Genomic DNA, 23,586 nt, shown 5'->3' with positions numbered 1-23,586 from the left:
GCGGCTGTGCGGCATACTCTGGCTGTTCTGGTGGAAAATAATCCCGGTGTTCTGGCCCGGGTGGCCGGCCTCTTCAGCAGGAGGGGCTTTAATATAGACAGCCTGGCAGTGGGCAGGACCGATAATCCCACTGTTTCCCGTATGACCATTGTGGTAGAGGGAGATGACCGGGTTTTAGAGCAGGTGAACAAACAGCTGAACAAGCTGGTTGACGTAATAAAGATAAGGGATATTACTTCCGAGGAGTTTGTGGACCGGGAATTGGTCCTCATTAAAGTAAACGCCGACCCCTCCATCCGGGGGGAGATAATGCAAATTGCCGATGTTTTCAGGGCCCGCATCGTGGACCTGGGGAAAAAGACCCTTACTCTGGAATGTACCGGCAATGAAGGTAAAATAAATGCCTTTGAAGAATCTCTTCGGCCCTATGGAATCAGGGAGCTTGTGCGAACGGGCAAAATAGCCATGTTAAGGGGTTCCAGGTATACCGGGCTTTCCGAGGCCGGCTCAAAAACTAATGATAGTAAGGAGGAAGAATAAATGGTTAAGGTTTTTTATGATCAGGATGCTGATTTGGCGGTATTACAGGATAAGACAATAGCCATACTGGGATATGGCAGCCAGGGGCACGCACAGTCCCAAAACTTAAAGGACAGCGGGCTTGACGTTATCATAGGCCTCAGGGAGGGCAGCCCCAGCCGTGAAAAGGCCGAGGCCGACGGCTTTGAGGTATTAACCGTGCCCGAGGCGGCCAGCCGGGCAGATGTCATTCAGGTATTGGTGCCGGATGAAATTCAGGCCAAGTTATATAAGGAAGAAATAGAGCCCTACTTAACTTCCGGCAAGGCCCTCATGTTCAGTCACGGCTTTAACATTCATTACGGCCAGATCGTCCCCCCGAAGGATGTAGATGTTTTTATGGTGGCCCCCAAAAGCCCGGGGCACCTGGTACGCCGCATGTTCAAAGAGGGCCTCGGTGTTCCCGGGCTGGTTGCCGTTTACCAGGATGCCAGCGGCCGGGCGAGGGAAATGGCCATGGCCTATGCCAAAGGGATCGGGTGTACCAGGGCCGGCGTATTTGAAACCACTTTCAAGGAAGAAACTGAAACCGACCTTTTCGGCGAACAGGCGGTGTTGTGCGGCGGTGTCAGCGAATTAATCAAGGCCGGCTTTGAAACTCTGGTTGAGGCCGGATACGCTCCGGAAATGGCTTATTTCGAATGCCTGCACGAACTCAAGCTTATTGTGGACCTTATCAACGAAGGCGGGCTCAGCCTCATGCGCTATTCCATCAGCAACACTGCCGAATATGGCGATTACATGTCGGGCAAGAGGATTATTAATGAAAATGTTCGCGCCGAAATGAAACAAATCTTAAAAGAAATCCAAACCGGAGAGTTCGCCAAGCAGTGGATACTGGAAAACCAGGCCAATCGCCCGGTGTTTAATGCCATGCGCAAAAAGGAACGGGAGCACCAGATTGAAAAGGTGGGAGCCGAGCTGCGTAAGATGATGCCCTGGCTGAATAAGTAACTTTAATAAAGAGGGGGAATCTCTCGTGGAAATGACCGTTGCGGAGGCCCTGGTGCGCTGCCTGGAGAACGAAAAGGTGGAAATAATTTTCGGCATTCCCGGGGGTGCCATTCTGCCTGTTTACGATGCCCTGTACGAGTCGCGCATCAAGCATGTGCTGGTGCGGCACGAGCAGGGGGCGGTGCATGCCGCCGACGGCTACGCCCGGGCCACCGGTAAAGTGGGGGTGTGCATGGCCACCTCCGGCCCCGGGGCCACCAACCTGGTTACAGGCATTGCCAATGCCTACATGGATTCGGTGCCCCTGGTGGTGATTACCGGCCAGGTTTCCACCAGCCAGGTGGGAACCGACTCCTTCCAGGAAGTGGATATAACGGGCATTACCATGCCCATCACCAAGCACAATTACCTGGTGAAGGATCCCCGGCGGCTGCCCATCGTTATGAAGAATGCATTTCACATAGCTTCCACGGGCAGGCCGGGCCCGGTTTTAATTGACCTGCCCAAGGACGTTGCCGAGTCGGTAATCGACTTTAAATACCCCGTGGATGTTGACCTCCGCGGCTACCGGCCTACTTACCGGGGACACCCGCAAAAGATTAACGAGGCGGTTAAGTTAATAGAACAAAGTGAACGCCCCGTTATATATGCCGGCGGGGGTATTCTCAACAGCGGTGCCGTGGAAGAGCTGCGCTGCCTGGCGGAAACCATCAATGCTCCGGTTACCAATACTTTTATGGGGCTTTCCAGTTTCCCCGGGGATCACCCGCTGTTTTTGGGCATGTTGGGGCTGCACGGCACGCGCTATGCCAACCGGGCGGTCACGGAGTGCGATCTTTTGATTGCCCTGGGGGCCAGGTTCGATGACCGGGTGACGGGGAAGATCGCCCAGTTCGCCCCCCGGGCCAAAGTTATACACGTGGATATTGACCCTGCTGAAATAGGGAAAAACGTGCTGGTTGACGTGCCCATAGTGGGGGATGTAAAGCAGGTATTAAGCAAAATCAACTCTCTGATTTCAAAGAAGGAAAATACCCGGTGGCTGGAGCAGGTGGAGCAGTGGAAAAAGGAATATCCCTTGAGCTACTGCTGCAACGGCCGCGATCTGAAGCCCCAGTACATTATTGAAAAGATTTACGAGTACACCGGGGGGAATGCCACTGTGGTTACCGATGTGGGCCAGCACCAAATGTGGGTGGCGCAGTACTACCGCTTTAAACGCCCCGGGGGCCTGATTTCTTCCGGCGGCCTGGGATGTATGGGGTTCGGCCTGCCCGCTGCCATTGGGGCCCAGGCGGGGCTTCCCGGCGAAACGGTGATTCTGATCACCGGTGACGGGAGTTTCCAGATGACCATGCAGGAAATGGCCACGGCGGTGGAGCAGGAGTTACCCGTTAAGATTTTCATACTGAACAACAATTCCCTGGGCATGGTGCGCCAGCTGCAGGAGGTTTATTACAATAAGCGCTATATCGCTACCAGGTATAAGTTCCTCCCGGATTTCGAAACATTTGCCCGGGCCTACGGCATAGAGGCTTTTACCGTCCGCACCGGGGATGAAACCGGCGAAGCAGTTAAGAAAGCCCTGGATTTACCCGGGCCGGTACTGGTTAACTGCCTGGTGAGTGAAGAGGAAAATGTCACTCCCATGGTGCCGGCCGGTAAGGCCATAAGCGAGGCCATAGAATGTTGAGCGAAAAATAAAACCTCTTAACAAGGGGGGCAATTGATGGGCGGAGAACGGGTTTACATTTTTGATACCACTTTAAGAGACGGGGAACAATCCCCCGGGGTCAGCCTTAACGTTGCTGAAAAACTGGAAATAGCCAGGCAGCTGGCCAGGCTGGGGGTGGATATAATTGAGGCCGGCTTTCCCGTTACCTCCCAGGGTGATTTCAAGGCGGTGCAAACCATTGCCCGGGAGATAAGGGGCGTTACCGTGGCCGCCCTGGCCCGCACAAATTTGGCCGATATTGACCGGGCCTGGGAGGCCGTGCAGTACGCCGACCAGCCCCGCATCCATACTTTTATTGCCACCTCGGACATTCACCTGCGGCACAAGCTGCGCATGTCCAGGGAACAGGTGATAGAGGCCGCCGTACAGGGGGTTAAGCACGCCCGCAAGTATACCTCGGATGTGGAGTTTTCCGCGGAGGACGCCTTTCGCAGTGACCCGGATTTTTTGTGCCAGGTGCTGGAGGCTGCCATTGCCGCAGGGGCCACCACTATAAATATCCCGGACACGGTGGGGTACGCCACCCCCGATGAGTTCGGGAAACTTATCCGCAGTATTCGAGAGCGGGTAAAGGGCATTGAAAAGGTGGTTATCAGTGTTCACTGCCATGATGACCTGGGCCTGGCCGTGGCCAATTCCCTGGCTGCGGTAAAGGAAGGGGCCCGCCAGGTGGAAGGTGCCATTAATGGTATAGGGGAGCGGGCGGGAAATGCCTCTCTGGAAGAGGTAATTATGTCCCTGCGCACCCGCCGGGATTTTTACGGCCTGGAAACCGGTATTAACACGGAAGAAATTTACCGCACCAGCAAGCTGGTCAGTACCCTGACCGGCATGCCCGTCCAGCCCAACAAGGCCATAGTGGGGAAAAACGCCTTTGCCCACGAGTCGGGGATACACCAGGACGGCGTGCTAAAGGAGCGCACAACCTATGAAATAATGAATCCCGCCATGATTGGCATCAGCCACAGCAATATCGTACTGGGCAAGCACAGCGGCAGGCACGCCTTCAAGGAGCGGCTGGCCGAATTGGGTTATGTGCTGGCCGGAGAAGATTTAAATAAGGCCTTTATGCGCTTTAAAGACCTGGCAGACAGGAAAAAGGAAATCACCGACCAGGACCTGGAGGCCATCGTAGAGGAAGAAATTCTGCGTGTACCGGCAACTTACGAACTTACCTATTTGCACATAAGCAGCGGGAGCACCGTTGTTCCTACGGCCACGGTGGGACTGCGCCACGGTGACGAGGTATTGGAGGAGGCGGCCTGCGGAAACGGCCCCGTGGACGCCATTTGCAAGGCTGTGGATAAGATTACCGGCATAAGCTGCCGGCTGGTAAGCTGGGGCATAAACGCCGTTACCTCCGGAAAGGATGCCCTTGGAGACGTAAACTTGAAGATAACCGTTGACGGTAAGAGAGTGTACCGGGGGCGGGGCATCAGCACCGACGTGCTGGAGGCCAGTGCCAGGGCCTATGTAAATGCGGTAAATAAAATGATCTACGAAAGGAATAACGGAAGGCGGTGAGACAGCATGGCCATGACCATAACGGAAAAAATTCTGGCCGTCCATGCCGGGCGGGAACAGGTGGAGCCCGGCGAGCTTATCAATGTAAAAGTAGATCTGGTTCTGGGCAATGATATAACGGCTCCCGTTGCCATACGGGAGTTTGAGAAGCTGGGCGTGGAAACGGTATGGGATAAAGACCGGGTGGTGCTTGTTCCCGACCACTTTGTTCCCAACAAGGATATCCAATCCGCCGGGCAGGCCAAGATACTCAGGGACTTTGCCCGCAGGCACGGGCTTACCAATTATTTTGAAGTGGGAAGGATGGGCATAGAGCACTGCCTGCTGCCCGAGCAGGGGCTGGTAGTGCCCGGCGACCTGGTGATAGGTGCCGACAGCCACACGTGTACTTACGGGGCGCTGGGGGCATTTTCCACCGGCGTGGGCAGCACTGACCTGGCAGCGGCCATGGCCCTGGGGGAAACCTGGCTGAAAGTGCCCGAGTCCCTGAAATTTATCTACCGGGGAGAACTTCCCCAATGGGTGGGGGGCAAGGACCTCATACTGTTCACCATCGGACAAATAGGGGTGGACGGCGCCCTTTACAAGGCCATGGAATTTTGCGGCCCGGTGATTGAGGACCTGGATATGGACGGCAGGTTTACCATGGCCAATATGGCGGTGGAGGCCGGGGCCAAAAACGGTATCATAGCCCCCGATAATATAACCTGGGAATATGTACAGGGCCGGGCCAAGAGGGGCTATTCCTTCTATACCAGCGACCAGGGAGCCAGGTATGCTGAAGTCTATGAATTTGATGTATCCGGCCTTTCACCCCAGGTGGCCCTCCCCCACCTTCCCGAAAACGTAAAGCCGGTGGAAGAAGTTTCCCGTATAACCATTGACCAGGCCGTTATCGGCTCCTGTACCAACGGGCGCATTTCGGATTTGCGCCAGGCGGCCTTAATATTAAAGGGGCGTAAGGTAAATCCCAATACACGATTGCTGGTAATCCCCGGCACCCAGGAGGTTTACCGGCAGGCCCTTAAGGAAGGTCTTATTGAGATATTTATCGATGCCGGGGCTGCCGTCAGCACACCCACCTGCGGCCCCTGTTTGGGCGGGCACATGGGCATACTGGCGGCGGGAGAGCGGGCGGTGGCCACCACCAACCGCAACTTCGTGGGGCGCATGGGGCACCCCGAAAGCGAAGTCTACCTGTGCAATCCGGCAGTTGCCGCTGCTTCAGCCGTGCTGGGACGCATAGCCCATCCCCGGGAGGTGGAATGATGGAACTAAAAGGAAAAGCGTGGAAATTTGGTGCCGATGTGGATACCGATGCCATCATCCCGGCCCGTTACCTGAATACCTCGGACCCGGCTGAACTGGCCCGCCACTGCATGGAGGATGCGGATCCGGAATTTCCTGAAAAAGTACAGCCGGGGGATATAATTGTGGCGGGAAAAAATTTCGGCTGCGGCAGCTCCAGGGAACATGCCCCCATAGCCATTAAGGCCGCCGGTGTAAGTTGCGTTATTGCCAGGTCCTTTGCCCGCATATTTTACCGGAATGCCTTTAACATAGGGCTGCCCATTTTCGAGTCGCCCGAGGCCGCGGACGGTATCCGGGAAGGGGACGAAATTTCGGTGCATGTGGAAAGCGGAAGGATAATCAATCACACCCGGGGTGAAGAATATACGGCCACTCCCATTCCTCCCTTCATGCAGGAAATTATTTCCGCCGGGGGGCTGATAAAATACGTGGCGAAGAGGGTGAAAGAAAATGTTTAAGATAGCGGTGCTTCCGGGGGATGGAGTGGGCCCTGAAGTTACGGCCGAGGCGGTGAAGGTTTTAAAGGCAGCGGGCCAAAAGTTTTCCCTGCAGTTTGAAATAAAGGAGGCCCTTATTGGAGGGGCGGCGTACGATGCAGCGGGGACTCCTCTACCTGAAGAAACATTAAGCCTGTGCCTGGAAAGCGATGCCGTCCTCCTGGGGGCGGTGGGGGGGCCCAAGTGGGATAACTTGCCGGTACATCTGCGGCCCGAGGCCGGGGCCCTTCTGCCCCTGCGTAAAAAGCTGGAGGTATATGCCAACCTGCGCCCGGTTAAAGTTTTTTCATCCCTGGCCGGTGCCAGCACCCTGAAGCGGGAAGTAGTGGAGAATTTGGATTTGCTGGTGGTCAGGGAGTTGACCGGGGGCCTGTATTTCGGTGAAAAAAGGCGGGAAACCGTGCCGGGCGGGGGCCGGCGGGTGGTGGAAACCCTGGAATATTCCGACTGGGAAATAGAGCGCGTTGCCCGCATGGGGTTTGAAATGGCCCGCCGGAGAAAGAAAAAATTAACTTCGGTGGATAAGGCCAACGTGCTGGAAAGTTCCCGCCTCTGGCGGGAGGTGGTTGATTCACTGGCCGGTGAGTATCCAGATGTGGAAGTAGTACATATGCTGGTGGATAACTGTGCCATGCAATTGGTGCGCAATCCCGGGCAATTTGATGTAATTGTTACCGAAAATATGTTCGGGGATATCTTAAGCGACCAGGCGGCCCAGCTCACCGGCTCCATTGGCATGCTGCCCTCGGCCAGCCTGGGAGGCAGGGTAGGGCTTTACGAGCCCATTCACGGGTCTGCCCCGGACATAGCCGGGCAGGGTAAGGCCAATCCCATTGCAACTGTACTTTCAGTGGCTATGATGTTGCGCTACGGCCTCGGCCATGACCAAGCGGCAGGAGCCGTGGAAGGGGCGGTAGCCAGGGTGCTGGAAGCCGGTTACCGGACTCCGGACATCATGGAAAGGGGCAGGCAGGAAGTAAATACTTCCCAGATGGGAGACTTAATTGTGGAAAACCTGGACGCTACTTCCGGGGGTCGATAGATTTGAAAGCCGTCGAGATATACGATACCACATTACGGGACGGGGCCCAGGGGGAGGGGATTACCTTCTCTCTGGAAGATAAATTGAAGATTGCGCAAAAACTGGATGAGATGGGCTTCCATTACGTGGAGGGGGGCTGGCCGGGCTCCAACCCCAAAGATATGGCCTTCTTCCGGCGGGTAAAAAACTTATCCTTCAAAAATGCCGTCATAACGGCCTTCGGCAGTACACGCAAGCCCGGTATACGGCCGGAGGAAGATTATAACCTGCACTGCCTGGTGGAATCCGGCGCCAGCACTGTTACCATTTTCGGAAAGAGCTGGGACTTTCATGTTGAAAAGGCTCTGGAAACGACTCTGGCCGAAAACCTGAAAATGATCAGGGAGTCGGTTGCCTACCTGCGCGCCAAAGGGCTGACAGTTTTTTACGACGCCGAGCATTTTTTCGACGGCTATAAGGCAAACCCCGAATATGCCCTGGCCACCCTGGATGCCGCCATGGAAGGCGGGGCCTCTCGCATCATCCTTTGTGACACCAACGGGGGCTCCATGCCCTGGGAAATTGCAGAAATTGTAAGCCTGGTAAAAAAGCGGATACCCTTACCCCTGGGTATACACTGCCACAACGACTGCGAGCTGGCGGTTGCCAACTCCCTGGCCGCCGTTCAGGCCGGGGCCGCCCAGGTGCAGGGTACCGTAAACGGGTACGGGGAGCGCTGCGGCAACGCCAATTTGTGCTCGCTAATTCCAAATTTATATTTTAAATGTAACTTTGAAGTTCTGCCCCGGGAAAGTATAAAAAAGATTACCGACTTGTCCCGTTTTGTCAGCGAGCTGGCCAATATGCCTCCTTTGAGCAACCAGCCTTACGTGGGAGCCAGCGCCTTTGCCCATAAGGGCGGGGTGCATGTGAGCGCCCTCCAAAAACACTCCGGCACCTATGAGCACATCCGGCCGGAACTGGTAGGAAACAGCCGCCGGGTTTTGATTTCGGAATTGAGCGGTATGAGCAATTTACTTTACAAGTACCGGGAGCTGAACCTGGATGTGGAAGGTGCCGGTGAAGAGGGGCGCCGTGTGCTGGAAGAAATAAAAGAACTGGAAAATCAGGGTTACCAATTTGAAGGAGCGGAGGGCTCTTTTGCCCTGCGCATACGCAAGGCCTTTCACGGTTACCGGGAGCCCTTTAAACTGGATAATTTGAGGATAATCATTGAGATGCGTGACAACGGGCAGGTATCTTCCGAGGCGGTTATAAAAATGACGGTGGGAGAGCATGAGGTTCATACGGCCGCAGAAGGCAACGGCCCTGTGAATGCCCTGGATAACGCCCTGCGCAAGGCCTTGAATGATTTCTTCCCCGAAATAAAAAATATGCACCTGACTGATTATAAAGTTCGCGTGCTGGACGGAAAGGACGGTACGGGCGCGGTTGTAAGGGTGCTGGTGGAAACCGGTGACGGCCGGAAAACCTGGGGCACAGTCGGTGTGAGTTCCAATATCATTGAAGCCAGCTGGCAGGCGCTGGTAGACAGCATTGCCTACGGCCTCCTGCAGCAGAGTGAGGAGCGTAAAGGAGAGAGGCATCTTACAGCTAACGGGGGGCCATAGGCTCTTTACCCTTTTTCCTTTGCCTTAATTTTTAAAAAATATTGAAAAATTAAATTTTTAAAAATTAAACATCGAGGGGAGGATTATTAATAGAATTGTAGAATAGTTTATAAAATTCATAATCAAGATAAAAATTTAACAAAGGGAAGGAGAAGAACGGTGCGCAGGACATTAAATGCCATAAACCTTTCCATATCCGACGTGGAACGTGTGGTACGAAGGGAATTGGAAAGGGTCAGAGGAGGGACCGTCATCATAAGGAACGTGAGCACTGCCGCCTCTGCTGAGAGGATAGCCCGTTTAGCCATGGCAGATGGTTGGGATGTTGGTTGTTCCAAAAAAGATAAATATTTTCTTGTTACTTTATCAAAGGGTATTTTCGACAGAAAACGGCGCTTGAAAAACGCGTCAGGATTTGTCAATTAAAAAATTTGGAGAAATCCGGCCGAGGGCCGGTTTTTCTTTTTTAATTACAGTATGGCTTGACCCGGCGGGGTCAGCTGGGGGATAATCGTTAGGGAAATGTCCCTGCCGGGAAGTACGGGTGACGGTGGGAATTGTCCCGGATGACAGCTCCAATGGGGGCGGCGGGGTAACGGAACCAGTGGTACCGGAAGGAGGCGAGTGAAATTTCACCTGCTATTGACCTTTGAAAGCGGCAAAACATAAGATGTTTATATAATATAATATTGACCTTCCGGGCAAGGAAATGTTTTAAATTGACGGTATATGCAGTTAAAGTTATAATTTGAATTGATTTTTGCAATAACAAGTATAATCTTTATGTTTAGGAGGATTTACATGGCATTTTTCGGCACCGATGGAGTGCGTGGTATAGCCAATAAAACCCTTACCCCGGAGATGGTCCTTAATGTGGGGAAAGCCGGGGCGGCTGTTCTCGGGAAAAACGGCGGGCGAGAATACATGGTTGTCGGCAGGGATACCCGTATTTCCGGCCAAATGCTGGAGGCAGCGCTGGTGGCAGGTATATGTTCCGCGGGCATGAATGTTTTAAAGACGGGGATCATGCCCACACCGGCCGTTGCCTACCTTACCAGGGCCCTCGGGGCCGCGGGGGGGGTAGTTATTTCGGCCTCGCATAACCCCGTGGAAGACAACGGAATCAAATTTTTCGGGCCCGGCGGCTACAAGTTGTCCGAGGAGCAAGAAGCGGAAATAGAATGTTTAATGGAGGACGGCTGCCGTTCTGTTCCCGCTCCCACCGGCGGGGGAGTGGGCCGTGTTGAAGTGGTGGAAGGTGCAGCCGACAGGTATGTGCAGTTTTTAAAGCAGGCTGTACCTACCGATTTAAAGGGTCTTAAAATAGTGGTGGACTGCGCAAACGGCGCGGCCTATGAAGTGGCTCCCCGGGTCTTAAGGGAACTGGGGGCCGAGGTAGTACCTATCTTCAACAGCCCCAATGGCATTAATATCAACACAGGGTGCGGCTCCACCCGCCCGGAAGCGCTGCAAAAGGCGGTTGTCGAGCACGGCGCCCACGTGGGATTGGCCCACGACGGGGATGCCGACAGGCTTATTGCCGTGGACGCCCGGGGTCGGGTGGTGGACGGCGACCACATTATGGTTGCCTGCGCCAGGCACCTGCAGGCCGCCGGTAAACTGGCGGAGAACACGGTAGTGGTCACGGTGATGAGTAATATGGGACTCCGGCTGGCCATGCAGGAATCCGGTATAAGGGTGGTGGAAACTAAAGTAGGGGACCGTTATGTACTGGAAGAATTGCTGCGCACGGGGGCTTGCTTTGGCGGCGAGCAGTCGGGGCACATTATCTTTTTGGAACACAGCACCACCGGCGACGGGATATTAACGGCCCTTTACCTGTTGAAAGTAATGAAAGAAAGCGGCCGTACCCTGGCCGAGCTGGCCTCACAGATGGAAACCTTTCCCCAGTTGCTGGAAAACGTCCGTGTAACCGACAAGGAAGCGGTAATGAAAAGTCCTGTTTTGACAGATGCCATAAAGAAGATGGAAGGAGAATTACAGGGCCGGGGCCGTATACTGGTTCGCCCGTCGGGTACCGAGTCCCTGGTGCGGGTAATGGCGGAAGGAAGAGATATGAGCCGGCTCCGCTCCGTGGTGGATGAGCTGGTTCGGGTGGTGCAAAGTGTGGATTCCCGTTGAACTCCAGGGAAGGGGGGTGTTTACCGGGCCCGTAAGGTCTAAGGAAAACCAGTAAACGAAGCGCCAGACCCAGCACTCAATGGTATGTTAGCATCTTTTTGAAAACATAATATCATGTCTCTAAAGGTTTGTATCATTTATGTTGCAAATATTCCATTGAATGCTGGGTGACGAGGTGGGAGTTTATCGAGGTTTTCGGCGGATGCTCCCCGGTTGGGCCACGACCGTTAACGGCACTACAAAACCGGCGGGTAACCGCCGGGACAAAAGGTGCCCGGTGGCATTCGGGAGAATTTTCCACAGCAGGCTTGGAAAATTATCCCGAAGCGAAAAGCACAGTGTGACGCGTGTGCCGGGAATTTGCTGTGTCCCGGGTGTTTATTTTTATAAATGGTTAGCTGGATAGAAACGGAGGTTTTTATATATATGTGCGGAATAGTTGGTTATTTGGGCAGGCAAAAGGCCATACCCATCCTTTTGGAAGGGCTTGCCAGGCTGGAATACCGCGGTTATGATTCCGCCGGGGTGGCCGTGCTGGAAGGCGGCAGTGTGCAGGTAAAAAAACAGGCCGGCAAACTGGCCGGGCTGGCATCCTCCATGAACGGGTTTTGCCGGGAGGCCGTTTGCGGCATCGGCCATACCCGCTGGGCCACCCACGGCCGGCCCACCGATGAAAATGCCCACCCCCATACCGACTGCAGCGGCAGGTTTGCCGTGGTGCACAACGGTATTATAGAAAATTACCTGGTTCTCAAGGAGTGGTTGATTTCCCGGGGGCACGTATTCAAATCCGAAACCGATACCGAGGTACTGCCCCACCTGGTGGAGGAATTCTACCGGGGCGACCTGCTGGAGGCGGTACGGCGGGTGCTCCCCAGGCTGGAAGGTTCTTATGCCATGGCGGTCCTTTGCGCCGGTGAGCCCGGGCGCCTGGTGGCGGCCCGCCACGACAGCCCGCTGGTGGTGGGACTGGGGGAAGGGGAGAATTTCCTGGCTTCCGATATACCGGCCCTTTTAAAGTATACCCGCCGGACTTATATCCTGGAGGACGGTGAAGTGGTGGACCTCACCGCCAACGGGGTAGAAATCTTTGACAGCAGTGGAAACCGGGTACAAAAGAAAGTGTTCGAAGTTCACTGGGAGGCCGGGCAGGCCGAAAAGAACGGTTACGAGCACTTTATGCTCAAGGAAATACATGAACAGCCCCGGGCCGTCAGGGATACCCTGGCCGGGCGCATCAACCCGGAAGAAGGTAAGGTTATACTGAAAGAAATCACCCTGGGGGAAGAAAGGCTGAGCCGGATAAACAAAATATACATTACGGCCTGCGGCACGGCCTATCATGCCGGGCTGGTGGGCAAATATATGATAGAAAAAATGACCCGGATTCCGGTGGAGACGGATATTGCCTCTGAATTGCGCTACCGCAATCCCATCATGGATTCCGACACCCTGGTAATTGCGGTAAGCCAGAGCGGCGAAACGGCTGACACACTGGCCGCTCTCAGAGAAGCAAAAAGAAACGGGGCCTGGACCCTGGCCGTAACCAACGTGGTGGATAGCTCTATAGCCAGGGAGGCCGATGACGTATTGTATACCTGGGCGGGCCCGGAAATTGCCGTGGCCTCCACCAAGGCCTACACCACCCAGCTGGTGGCCATGTACCTGCTGGGGCTCTACCTGGCGGAAAAGCGCGGAACCTTTAGCAGTGCAGAGGCAAAGGAAATACTTTCCCGCCTGCGGGAACTCCCCGACAAGATTGAATCCGTGCTTGAAAACGGCAGCGTTATAAAGGAATTCGCCGCCAGGTACGCCGGCTGCGAAAACTCGTTCTTTATAGGCCGCGGCCTGGACTACGCGGTGGCAATGGAAGGCGCGTTAAAGCTGAAGGAAATCTCCTACATCCACGCCGAGGCCTACGCCGCCGGCGAGCTCAAACACGGCACCCTGGCCCTGATCGTGGAGGGCGTACCCGTGGTGGCCCTGGCCACCCAGCGGGACGTATACGATAAAATGGTGAGCAACATCAAGGAAGTAAAGGCCCGGGACGCCACCGTGCTTGCCCTGGCCCCCGAGGGACTGGCCGAACTGGAGCAAGTGGCCGACCAGGTGGTTTACCTGCCCCAAACCCACCCGGCGCTGGCACCGGTGCTGGCAGTTATACCTCTGCAGCTTCTGGCCTACTACATGGCCGTGGAAAGGGGCTGTGAAGTGGATCAGCCGAGGAATTTAGCAAAGTCGGTTACGGTGGAGTGAGAAAGGGAGCTTAATGGCTCCCTTTTGTTAACAGATAAAAAAGTTGTACAATGAATAATAAAGTTGTACAGTAGATAAAAAAGTTGTACATTTATCCACCAGTTTCTGGTATTCAATTTGGATGCCAGAAATTTTTTTGGTAAAGATAGGGTTAAAAGGAAGCTAGAAGCAGCATGTCTATTCGATGAAAATTTAGGGGCAGCCGGTAAACTGAATATCGGCTTCGCCACCTTGCAGCGGTTGCTCCAAAAAGGGGATGGCGTAGACCAGTCCTAAATGCCGGTTAATCCGGGTTCGGTAATGGCGCTCCAAAAAGAGTTCTTCCTTGGGAATTCTGGAAGGATTTGCTTTTCTATTGTTAAATATATTAAATATATTAAATATATTATCGGTAATACTTGCCGCCCTGAAGTTGAGCTTCATTGTTGTGAACGGGGTTTCTGAGACTGAGGAGGGACGCCCCGGCTTTTCTTCCTGTTACTGGAGGCATGCGTTCGTGCTCAGACCATCACGAAACGAGAATTAAATGGCTGAGCAAAGCGTTTAGGCGTATCAGCATTTTAAACGTGGACTTTATCTTACTGGGGAGGAGCAGCATGACTAACGGCGATCTCAACTGGATCACCAACTTTATCTGGAACATTGCGGACGACGTGCTCCGGGACGTGTATGTGCGCGGCAAATATCGCGACGTAATCCTGCCGATGACGGTCATCCGGCGCATCGATGCGGTGCTGGAGCCGACCAAGCAGGCCGTTCTGGACATGAAGCAGCGGCTGGACCAGGCCGGCATTACCAATCAGGATGCCGCGCTCCGACAGGCGTCGGGCCAGCCTTTCTACAATACATCGCCCTTTACCCTGCGTGACTTAAGGGCCCGCGCCAGGGCACAGCAACTCAAGGCCGACTTTGAGGCCTACCTCGACGGTTTCTCGCCCAACGTTCAGGAGATCCTGGACAAGTTTAAGTTCCGCAATCAGATTCCGACGCTGGTCGAAGCCGACATACTAGGCCACCTCATTGAGAAGTTTCTCGACAGTTCCATCAACTTGAGCCCTTACTCGGTTCTCAACCCAGATGGTTCCGTCCGGCTCCCAGGGCTTGACAACCATGCGATGGGGACGATCTTCGAGGAACTCATCCGTCGCTTCAACGAGGAGAATAACGAAGAGGCGGGCGAGCACTTTACTCCGCGAGATGTGGTGAAGCTCATGGCCGACCTGATTTTTCTGCCTATTGCCGACAAAATCGAGTCGGGCACCTACCTTCTCTATGACGGTGCCTGCGGTACCGGCGGTATGCTGACCGTGGCGGAGGAACGGCTTGCCGAGCTGGCCCGAGAGCACGGCAGGGAGGTCTCTATCCACCTCTACGGTCAGGAGGTAAACCCGGAGACCTATGCCATCGCCAAGGCAGATTTGCTGCTCAAGGGCGAGGGGGGCGCGGCGGAAAACATCCGGTTGGGTTCGACGCTCTCGCAGGATGGCTTCCCCACTCGCGGGTTCGATTTTATGCTTTCTAATCCGCCCTACGGCAAGAGCTGGAAGACCGACCTCGAGCGCATGGGTGGCAAGAGCGACATCAAGGATCCCCGTTTCGTCGTCGAGCACGCTGGTGATCCGGAGTTCAGCTTAATCACCCGCTCTAGCGACGGCCAGCTCATGTTTCTAGTAAATATGCTGTCCAAGATGAAGCACGACACGCCGCTTGGCAGCCGCATCGCGGAGGTGCACAACGGATCATCGCTCTTCACCGGCGACGCCGGTCAGGGCGAGAGCAACATCCGGCGCTGGATCCTGGAGAACGACTGGCTTGAGGCCATCATCGCCCTGCCGCTGAACATGTTCTACAACACAGGGATTGCCACCTACATCTGGGTGTTGACCAACCGCAAGCCCGAGCATCGAAAGGGTAAGGTCCAGCTCATCGATGCCACCCAGTGGTTTAAGCCGTTACGTAAGAACCTGGGTAAGAAGAACTGTGAACTCTCCGACGACGACATCCGTCGCATCGTGGATGTTTATCTCGCGTTCGAGGAGACGGAGCAGTCGAAGATCTTCCCCAACGAGGCGTTTGGCTACTGGAAAATTACGGTCGAGCGACCGCTGCGCCTGAAGGTGGACCTGTCCGAGACTGCCCGTGCCCGGTTCCGGAAGACTTGTAAGGAAGCGGACGAAGAGGCGCTGGCTAACCTGGTGGATCGAATAGCCGAGGTGCTTGGTCCGGGCCCGCATCTTGATTTTAACGCCTTCCGTACCGCCGTCGAGAAGGATGCGTACCATCATGGCGTCAAGCTCACCGCCAAGCGGCAGAAGCTCCTGCAGACCGCACTAGCCGAAAGGGACGAGGCCGCACAGCCGATTATCAAGAAGGTGCACAGGCCGGGTAAGGTCGAGGCCGACCCCACCCGCGGCCGCTACGCCGTGACTCTCGACGGAAAACCCTGCGTGGTGGAGTATGAGCCGGACACGGAGCTGCGTGATACCGAGCAAGTGCCACTCCTGGAGGAGGGTGGCATTGAAGGCTTCTTCCGCCGTGAGGTACTGCCTTACGTTCCGGACGCCTGGATCAATGAAAAAGCGACCAAGATCGGCTACGAGATCTCTTTCACCCGGTACTTCTACAAACCGCAGTCCCTGCGCACGCTGGAGGAGATTCGCGCCGACATCGAGGCGCTAGAGAGGGAAACCGAGGGTCTGCTCGATCAGATTCTCATCGAGACGGAGGGGGCACAATGAGGGAGATCCTCGGGAAAACCAAGACCGTCTGCGAGTTGCTCAAGGGCGTCAAATACTCGATCGATTACTACCAGCGCGAGTACAAGTGGCAGGAGAAGCAAATCCGCGAACTGGTTGAGGACCTGTCAGGCAGATTCCTGGAGGACTATCAGCTCGGTCACCCGCGGGAGCAAGTGGCGGAATACGGTCACTACTTCCTTGGCTCGATTATCATCAGCCGTAAGGACAACACCAACTTCATCGTGGATGGCCAACAGCGCCTAACCAGTCTGTCCTTGCTCCTGATTTATCTGCGGAACCTCCAGCAGGGACGTGCCGACCAGGTGAACATTGACGAACTGATCTACTCCGAGAAGTATGGCAAGAAGTCTTTCAACCTGGACATCGAGGAACGCATCCCGTGCATGGAAGCGCTCTTCGACCGTAAGCCTTTTGACCCCACCGATAAGCCCGAGTCAGTCCAGAACCTTTTCGCCCGCTACGGCGACATCGAGGAGTATTTTCCCGAAGAACTGCGTGGGGAAGCCCTGCCGTACTTCATTGACTGGCTCATCGAGAACGTCCACCTGGTGGAGATTACCGCCTACTCGGACGACGACGCTTACACGATCTTCGAGACCATGAACGACCGCGGGCTGTCTCTTAGCCCGACAGACATGCTCAAGGGTTTCCTGCTCGCGAACATCACCGACGCCAGCAAGAAGACAGCGGCGAACGCACTTTGGAAAAGCCGTATGCTCCAGCTGGGAGAGCGGGGCAAGGAGGTAGAGGTCGACTTCTTTAAGGCCTGGCTGCGCAGCCAGTACGCAACCAAAATACGCGAGCGCAAAAAGGATGCCCGGCCGGAGGACTTCGATCGTATTGGCACCGAGTACCACCGCTGGGTGCGCGATAACCACGAAGCCATTGGTCTTAAGCAGAGCACAGATTTCTACCGCTTCATCGAGCGCGACTTCGACTTCTACTCGCGCCAGTATCTGCGGTTGATGGAAGCCTCCGAGAAGCTTGTGCCCGGCCTCGAACACGTGCTCTACAACGCTCACCACGGCTTCACCTTGCAGTACATGCTGCTGCTCGCACCGCTCCGTCCCGACGACATTGAAGAGGTGGTACAGCTCAAGCTGCGCCTGGTGGCGATTTTCGTAGACATCCTGCTCACCTGGCGACTGTGGAACTTCCGCAGTATTGCCTACTCGACCATGCAGTACGTTATGTTTCTAGTGATGAGGGAGATCCGCGGCCTTGAGCCTGAGGTGCTGGCAGTGAAGCTGCGGGAGACGCTGGACAAGGAGCAGGGGACCTTCGCCACTAACGATCGCCTCTATCTACATCAGCAAAATTGCCGGTACCTGCACCGCATCCTGGCCCGCATCACCGACTACGTGGAACGGCAGTCAGGCATGCCGTCGCGGTACCTTGAGTACGTGAGTGTTCATGGTAAAAACCGCTATGAGGTAGAGCATATTTGGGCCGATAAGCCCAAACGACACACCGATGAATTTCCAAATCCCGCGGATTTTGCCGATTATCGCAATCGCATCGGCGGACTGCTGCTCCTGCCCAAGAGTTTCAACGCCAGCTACGGCGACCTTACGTATGAAGAGAAGCTGCTGTACTATAACACCCAGAACCTGCTGGCCCGCTCGCTGCACCCACAGTGCTACGAACATAACCCGGGCTTTCTGCGGTTCGTGCGCGAGAGCGGACTGCCGTTTCAGCCGCACGAGCATTTCAGGAAGGCCGATCTCGACGCTCGCAGCGAGCTCTACCGTCAGATCGCCGAGCGCATCTGGGACCCTGACCAACTTCTGCGGGAGGTGGGGCTATGAGTATCAAACTGAAGCCTTACCCCGAATACAAGGATTCCGGCTTGCCCTGGCTGGGGAAGATTCCGGCGCATTGGAAGACATATCCCCACCGCGCAATCTTCTCTGAGCGTATCGAACGCGGCTTTGTATCGGAGCAACTCCTTTCCGTGACCATCACACACGGAGTTGTTCGCCAAGAACAACTCCTCCGCAGTAGCTTTAAGAAGGACTCATCCAACGAAGACAAAAGTAACTATAAACTCGTCCAGCCTGGAGACCTGGCTTACAACAAAATGAGAATGTGGCAGGGAGCAGTTGGCCGGTCGGAGTACAGAGGTCTTGTTAGCCCGGCGTATATTGTGGTACGTCCTCGTGATACCAGGCGGATTGATACACGTTACTATCATTACCTATTTCGCATTCCGTCGTTTACGAAGGAGTTCTATAGGTACTCCTATGGGATTTGTGATGACCAGCTAAGTCTACGGTACGAAGACTTTAAGACCATAAAGAGCCCCGTACCCCCGGTTGATGAACAAGAACAGATCGCTCGCTTTCTCCAGACCATTGATCGCCGTATCCACCGCTTCATCCGCGCCAAGCAGCGGCTGATAGAGCTACTCAACGAGCAGAAGCAGGCCATCATCCACCGGGCTGTGACTCGCGGCTTCGACCCGAACGTCCGCCTCAAGCCCTCCGGCCTCGACTGGCTGGGAGATGTGCCGGAACATTGGAAAAGTTTCCGCCTTAAGAATGTCGCAAAAATAACCCTTGGAAAAATGCTCATGACCACGTCATCTGACGGCTATCAGCTGAAGCCATATCTGCGTTCAGCCAATATCCAATGGTTTGTTCCCAAGCTAGACGATGTAGCGAAAATGTGGTTTTCGCCTTCAGAGATGAAAACACTGCGCCTCCAACCTGGCGACATACTCGTAAGTGAGGGCGGCGAAGTAGGACGTGCCTGTCTTTGGAACGGCGAACTGAAGGAGTGTTACATCCAGAACTCCGTACACAAGATTACACCGAATTCGAAGGTGCGATCGAGGTTTCTGCTGTATTTGTTTTTCTTGATGGGCAAACGAGGCTATTTTGAGTCTATTGTGAATCGGGTCAGTATTGCCCATCTGACCCGAGAGAAACTCGTTGACTTGCGAGTTATCATACCCCCATTGGACGAACAGGATCAGATTATTCGGATGGTTCAGCATGAGATAGCTTCGATAGATGGTGCGATTCGTCTAGCCAAACGCAAGATCGATCTCATCCGCGAATATCGAACTCGTTTAATCGCCGACGTGGTCACGGGCAAACTGGACGTGCGCGGTGTGGATCTGCCCGAGTTGGACGAGGCCGACGTTCCAGACGATTGGGTCGAGTACGTTGAATCGAAGGAGACGACCGGCATCGAGGAGGTGGCCGTTGATGCCGACAACTGATTTCAGTGAGAAGGGGTTGGAGAGCCTGATCGTCGCGGCGCTCACCGGTGTGCCCATTGAGGCTGTGCCACAGACGGGTGAAGTACGCGAACCAGCCGCTTCCTACGGGGGCGCTGGCTACGTTCTGGGCGATCCGGCGGACTACGACCGTGACCACGCCGTGGACCTGGCGAAGCTGCTGGCCTTCCTGCAGGCGACGCAGCCCAAGGTAGTCGAACAATTCGAGCTGCACGCGGAAGGCCCCAAGCGGCGGCAGTTTCTCGCCCGGTTGCAGGGGGAGATCGCCAAGCGCGGCGTGGTGGACGTGCTGCGTCACGGAGTCAAGCATGGACCAGCGCATGTTGCTCTCTTCTACGGCACCCCCTCGCCGGGTAACGAACAGGCCGCAAAGCTTTTTTCCGCTAACATCTTTAGCGTTACGCGCCAACTGCGTTACAGCAAGGACGAGACCCAGCGCGCCCTCGACCTGTGCCTCTTCATTAACGGCTTACCCGTCGCTACCTTCGAACTTAAGAACCGCCTGAGCAAGCAGACCGTGGAAGATGCGGTCCAGCAGTATAAACGTGACCGCGATCCGCGCGAGCTGCTCTTCCAATTCGGCCGCTGCCTTGTGCATTTCGCCGTGGACGACCAGGAGGTGCGCTTCTGCACGCACCTAAGGGGCAAGGATTCCTGGTTCCTGCCTTTCAACAAGGGTTGGAATGATGGGGCCGGTAACCCGCCCAACCCCAGCGGCCTCAAGACCGACTACCTGTGGCGCGAGATCCTCACCCGTGAGGGGTTGACGGACATCATCGAAAACTACGCCCAGGTCGTGGAGGAGAAGGACCCGCGCACGGGGCGCAAAAAGCGGCTTCAGATCTTCCCCCGCTACCATCAGCTTGACGTGGTCCGGAAGCTTTTGGCCGACGCCCGCCAGCATGGCGTAGGTCGTCGCTACCTCATCCAGCACTCAGCCGGTAGCGGTAAGTCGAACTCTATCGCCTGGTTGGCCCACCAGCTCGTCGGACTGAAGCAGGGGAGCAAGGAGATCTTCGACTCGGTGATCGTCGTTACCGACCGGCGTGTGCTCGATAAGCAGATTCGCGATACCATCAAGCAGTTTGCTCAGGTGGCCTCCATGGTGGGGCATGCCGAGCGCTCGGGGGACCTGCGCCGGTTCCTGACTGCCGGTAAGAAGATCATCATTACCACCGTCCAGAAGTTTCCCTTCATCCTGGACGAGATCGGCAACGAGCACCGGGGGCGCACCTTTGCGATCATTATCGATGAGGCCCACTCCAGCCAGGGTGGGCGCATGGCCGCCAAGATGAACATTGCGCTCTCGGAGCGGGGTGGCGAGGAAGAGGAGGAGACGGTGGAGGATGTGATCAACCGCATCATGGAATCGCGGAAGATGCTTCCGAACGCTAGCTACTTCGCCTTCACCGCTACCCCCAAGAACAAGACGCTGGAGATCTTTGGCGAGGCGCATCCAGAGGGCGACAAGGTCAAACATCGCCCGTTCCACAGCTATACCATGAAGCAGGCCATTCAGGAAGGCTTCATACTGGACGTGCTGAGAAACTACACGCCGGTGGAGAGCTACTACCGGCTAATTAAGACGGTGGAAGACGACCCGGAATTTGACGTCAAGAAGGCCCAGAAGAAGCTACGCTGTTACGTGGAGTCCCACGAGCACGCCATCCGCCAGAAGGCCGAAATCATGGTGGACCACTTTCACGACCAGGTGCTGGCCAAGCACAAGATCGGCGGCCAGGCCCGGGCCATGGTGGTTACCAGCGGTATTGAGCGGGCGATCCAGTACTTTTATGCCATCCGCGACTACCTGAAGGAACGCAAGAGCCCATGGAAGGCCATTGTGGCCTTCTCCGGCGAACACGGGTACGGCGGGCAGAAGGTGACGGAGGCGTCCCTCAACGGCTTTCCGAGTAACCAGATCCCCGAGCGCTTCCGCGAAGATCCATACCGTTTTCTCATCTGCGCTGACAAATTCCAGACTGGGTACGACGAGCCTCTGCTGCACACGATGTACGTGGACAAACCGCTGTCGGGCATCAAGGCGGTGCAGACACTCTCACGCCTCAACCGGGCGCACCCGAAGAAGCACGACACCTTCGTGCTTGACTTCCAGAACGACGCCGATACCATCCGGAAGGCCTTTGAGCCTTACTACCGCACGACCATCCTGAGCGAGGAGACAGACCCGAACAAGCTCCATGACCTGAAAGCGGACCTGGACCGCTACCAGGTCTACGCCCCCGACCAGGTGGAGCAGCTCGTCGAGCTTTACGTGAAAGGCGCCGGCCGGGACCGGCTCGACCCGATCCTGGAGACCTGCGTTGCCACTTATGTGGAGGAACTGGACGAGGATGGGCAGGTAGACTTCAAGGGCAAGGCCAAAGCATTCGTGCGGACCTACGGCTTCCTGGCCTCGATCCTGCCCTATAGCATCGCCGATTGGGAGAAGCTCTCCATCTTTCTTAACTTCCTAATCCTCAAGCTGCCAGCGCCCAAGGAAAAGGACCTTTCCAAAGGCATCCTGGAAGCGATCGACATGGACAGCTACCGGGCGGAGGTACGCTCGGCGATGAGCATCACTCTGGCCGATCAGGACGCGGAGATCGACCCCGTCCCCGCTGCTGGTGGCGGCCACATGCCCGAGCCGCAACTGGATCGCCTGAGCAATATCCTCAAGGCCTTTAACGAGCAGTTCGGCAACATCGACTGGAAGGATGCAGACAAGATCCGCAAGGTGATTATCGAGGAGATTCCGATGAAGGTTGCGGCGGATAGGGCATATCAGAATGCAATGAAGAACTCTGACAAGCAAAACGCCCGCATCGAGCACGACAGGGCCCTGCAACGGGTAATTGTCGAGCTTCTGGCAGACTATACCGAGCTGTTCAAGCAGTTCAGTGATAATCCGGCTTTTAGGAAGTGGCTTACGGATACCAGTTTCTCGATGACATATACTGGCCCAGGGACGTGATGAATCCAGACACTGCGGGGTAGGCTAGGTATTACGCCTCGTGAACTATCTGGATGCTGCGGCTGGACCTTGCTACACGAATCCCGAAACAGTCGCGGCATTTAGGTCCTGAAGGCAGTTTTTGCCGTTCATTGGTGCCAGGCAATATCCTCAATTTCCGGCTCCATACGCTTATAGCGGTCAAAAACTGCTGTTTCAAAGGTGCTCTCCCAGGGTTGTGTCAATTTTTGTGTGTAATTTCCCACGCATTTCCTAACCGGGAATTAGGAAACACTATAATTGGCTCTTACCCGCCGGGAGGATAGGGCACTGCTGAGGAGCAACCTGAGCGCCCGGCGGGGTTCTGCCGGGGGTAACTTGGGCTAGTTTAAGTACCGGCCCACCCCTAAAAATGTTACCCTTGAGGAGAACTAAAGCGTTAAACCTCGGGGGTTTGGGGGGCAGAGCCTCCAATAAGTTATGATTCCTTTGACATGATATGACCTACTTTTTGGCAATTGGATTCGTAAAACAAGGTCATATCCATATAATGCCTGTTCTGCCAGCATCGGGAAACGTACAAGCTACGTCTGTATGCCGTCGCACTTCCCGTATTAACCGCTCCATGATGTTTGTAGTACGTAATCGTTTCCGGTGTTCTTGGGGGAAGTTATAGCAGGCTAACGTATCATAAACTCTTTCGGTTACAGTTTGCATAGCGTTTTTTCAGTTACGAATTATAAGTTGGACGAAACTGTTTATATTGCACTGTTTCTAACAAAACACTAAACCAGGCAGGCAAACCCCTTCCAGTTTCCCGGAGGAGCGGCGGCCTTGACATCCACCCCGCATGTGGTATTTCGTTTAATGCCGGCGGGGCGGCTCCGGGGAATATGCCAGCACATTACCTCATACTAGGTGGACCCCATTGTCAAGACACAAATTTTAAAAATTTAAGCTACAAACATATGTTTGTTCAT

17 protein-coding genes are annotated in these 23,586 nt (G+C 55.1%); 15 read left to right on the top strand and 2 right to left on the bottom strand.

Annotation, left to right across the window (positions count from 1 at the left end; translation table 11 throughout):
* The first annotated feature begins 6 nt into the window (after positions 1-6).
* From ilvN to glmS, 11 genes are all read left to right on the top strand, one after another.
* Positions 7-540: an acetolactate synthase small subunit gene (gene ilvN, locus ACX4JR_RS14965; protein ID WP_476058806.1), complete on the top strand. Its 534-nt coding sequence runs from the start codon at positions 7-9 to the stop codon at positions 538-540.
* Positions 541-1,533, top strand: a complete 993-nt coding sequence (gene ilvC / locus ACX4JR_RS14960; protein WP_476058805.1) for a ketol-acid reductoisomerase — start codon at positions 541-543, stop codon at positions 1,531-1,533. It begins immediately after the preceding gene.
* A gap of 25 nt (positions 1,534-1,558) precedes the next feature.
* Positions 1,559-3,226, top strand: a complete 1,668-nt coding sequence (gene ilvB / locus ACX4JR_RS14955) for a biosynthetic-type acetolactate synthase large subunit (RefSeq protein ID WP_476058804.1) — start codon at positions 1,559-1,561, stop codon at positions 3,224-3,226.
* Between the two features lie 36 nt (positions 3,227-3,262).
* Positions 3,263-4,792, top strand: coding sequence for a 2-isopropylmalate synthase (locus ACX4JR_RS14950; protein ID WP_476058803.1), 1,530 nt, complete (start codon positions 3,263-3,265; stop codon positions 4,790-4,792).
* A gap of 6 nt (positions 4,793-4,798) precedes the next feature.
* Entirely contained in the window at positions 4,799-6,061 is a 1,263-nt protein-coding gene (gene leuC / locus ACX4JR_RS14945; protein ID WP_476058802.1) for a 3-isopropylmalate dehydratase large subunit, read from the top strand.
* Positions 6,061-6,561 (top strand): 3-isopropylmalate dehydratase small subunit, encoded by a 501-nt coding sequence (gene leuD / locus ACX4JR_RS14940; protein WP_476060583.1) that lies wholly within the window; start codon positions 6,061-6,063, stop codon positions 6,559-6,561. The genes leuC and leuD overlap by 1 nt, the downstream gene beginning before the upstream one ends.
* Positions 6,554-7,642 carry a 3-isopropylmalate dehydrogenase gene (gene leuB / locus ACX4JR_RS14935; protein WP_476058801.1) on the top strand — a complete coding sequence of 363 codons (1,089 nt, stop codon included), beginning with the start codon at positions 6,554-6,556 and terminating at the stop codon, positions 7,640-7,642. The genes leuD and leuB overlap by 8 nt, the downstream gene beginning before the upstream one ends.
* 2 nt (positions 7,643-7,644) lie before the next feature.
* Positions 7,645-9,252: a citramalate synthase gene (cimA, locus tag ACX4JR_RS14930; RefSeq protein WP_476058800.1), complete on the top strand. Its 1,608-nt coding sequence runs from the start codon at positions 7,645-7,647 to the stop codon at positions 9,250-9,252.
* Positions 9,253-9,411: 159 nt separating this feature from the next.
* The gene (locus ACX4JR_RS14925) at positions 9,412-9,678 is read left to right on the top strand and encodes a hypothetical protein (protein ID WP_476058799.1); all 267 of its coding nucleotides are present in this window, start codon (positions 9,412-9,414) and stop codon (positions 9,676-9,678) included.
* A gap of 375 nt (positions 9,679-10,053) precedes the next feature.
* A complete protein-coding gene (gene glmM / locus ACX4JR_RS14920) occupies positions 10,054-11,394 on the top strand; it encodes a phosphoglucosamine mutase (protein ID WP_476058798.1) in 1,341 nt (446 codons plus the stop codon).
* A 426-nt stretch (positions 11,395-11,820) separates the two neighbouring features.
* Positions 11,821-13,650 (top strand): glutamine--fructose-6-phosphate transaminase (isomerizing), encoded by a 1,830-nt coding sequence (gene glmS, locus ACX4JR_RS14915; protein ID WP_476058797.1) that lies wholly within the window; start codon positions 11,821-11,823, stop codon positions 13,648-13,650.
* A gap of 192 nt (positions 13,651-13,842) precedes the next feature.
* Here glmS and ACX4JR_RS14910 read toward each other — a convergent pair whose 3' ends face one another.
* Positions 13,843-14,073, bottom strand: coding sequence for a hypothetical protein (locus ACX4JR_RS14910; RefSeq protein ID WP_476058796.1), 231 nt, complete (start codon positions 14,071-14,073; stop codon positions 13,843-13,845).
* A gap of 173 nt (positions 14,074-14,246) precedes the next feature.
* Here ACX4JR_RS14910 and ACX4JR_RS14905 point away from each other — a divergent pair, with 173 nt between their 5' ends.
* The 4 genes from ACX4JR_RS14905 to ACX4JR_RS14890 are packed head-to-tail and all read left to right on the top strand — an operon-like array spanning position 14,247 to position 22,627.
* Positions 14,247-16,388, top strand: a complete 2,142-nt coding sequence (locus tag ACX4JR_RS14905) for a type I restriction-modification system subunit M (RefSeq protein ID WP_476058795.1) — start codon at positions 14,247-14,249, stop codon at positions 16,386-16,388.
* Positions 16,385-18,217: a DUF262 domain-containing protein gene (locus ACX4JR_RS14900; RefSeq protein ID WP_476058794.1), complete on the top strand. Its 1,833-nt coding sequence runs from the start codon at positions 16,385-16,387 to the stop codon at positions 18,215-18,217. Before ACX4JR_RS14905 ends, ACX4JR_RS14900 begins: the two co-directional genes overlap by 4 nt.
* A complete protein-coding gene (locus tag ACX4JR_RS14895) occupies positions 18,214-19,635 on the top strand; it encodes a restriction endonuclease subunit S (protein WP_476058793.1) in 1,422 nt (473 codons plus the stop codon). The genes ACX4JR_RS14900 and ACX4JR_RS14895 overlap by 4 nt, the downstream gene beginning before the upstream one ends.
* Positions 19,622-22,627, top strand: a complete 3,006-nt coding sequence (locus ACX4JR_RS14890) for a type I restriction endonuclease subunit R (protein ID WP_476058792.1) — start codon at positions 19,622-19,624, stop codon at positions 22,625-22,627. The genes ACX4JR_RS14895 and ACX4JR_RS14890 overlap by 14 nt, the downstream gene beginning before the upstream one ends.
* A 516-nt stretch (positions 22,628-23,143) precedes the next feature.
* Here ACX4JR_RS14890 and ACX4JR_RS14885 read toward each other — a convergent pair.
* Positions 23,144-23,323: a transposase gene (locus ACX4JR_RS14885; protein WP_476058791.1), complete on the bottom strand. Its 180-nt coding sequence runs from the start codon at positions 23,321-23,323 to the stop codon at positions 23,144-23,146.
* Between the last annotated feature and the right edge of the window lie 263 nt (positions 23,324-23,586).

Source organism: Desulfofundulus sp. JL263-se (assembly GCF_056316025.1).
Note: the sequence above shows the minus strand (reverse complement) of the source record. Positions and strands in the feature narration are given on the sequence as shown.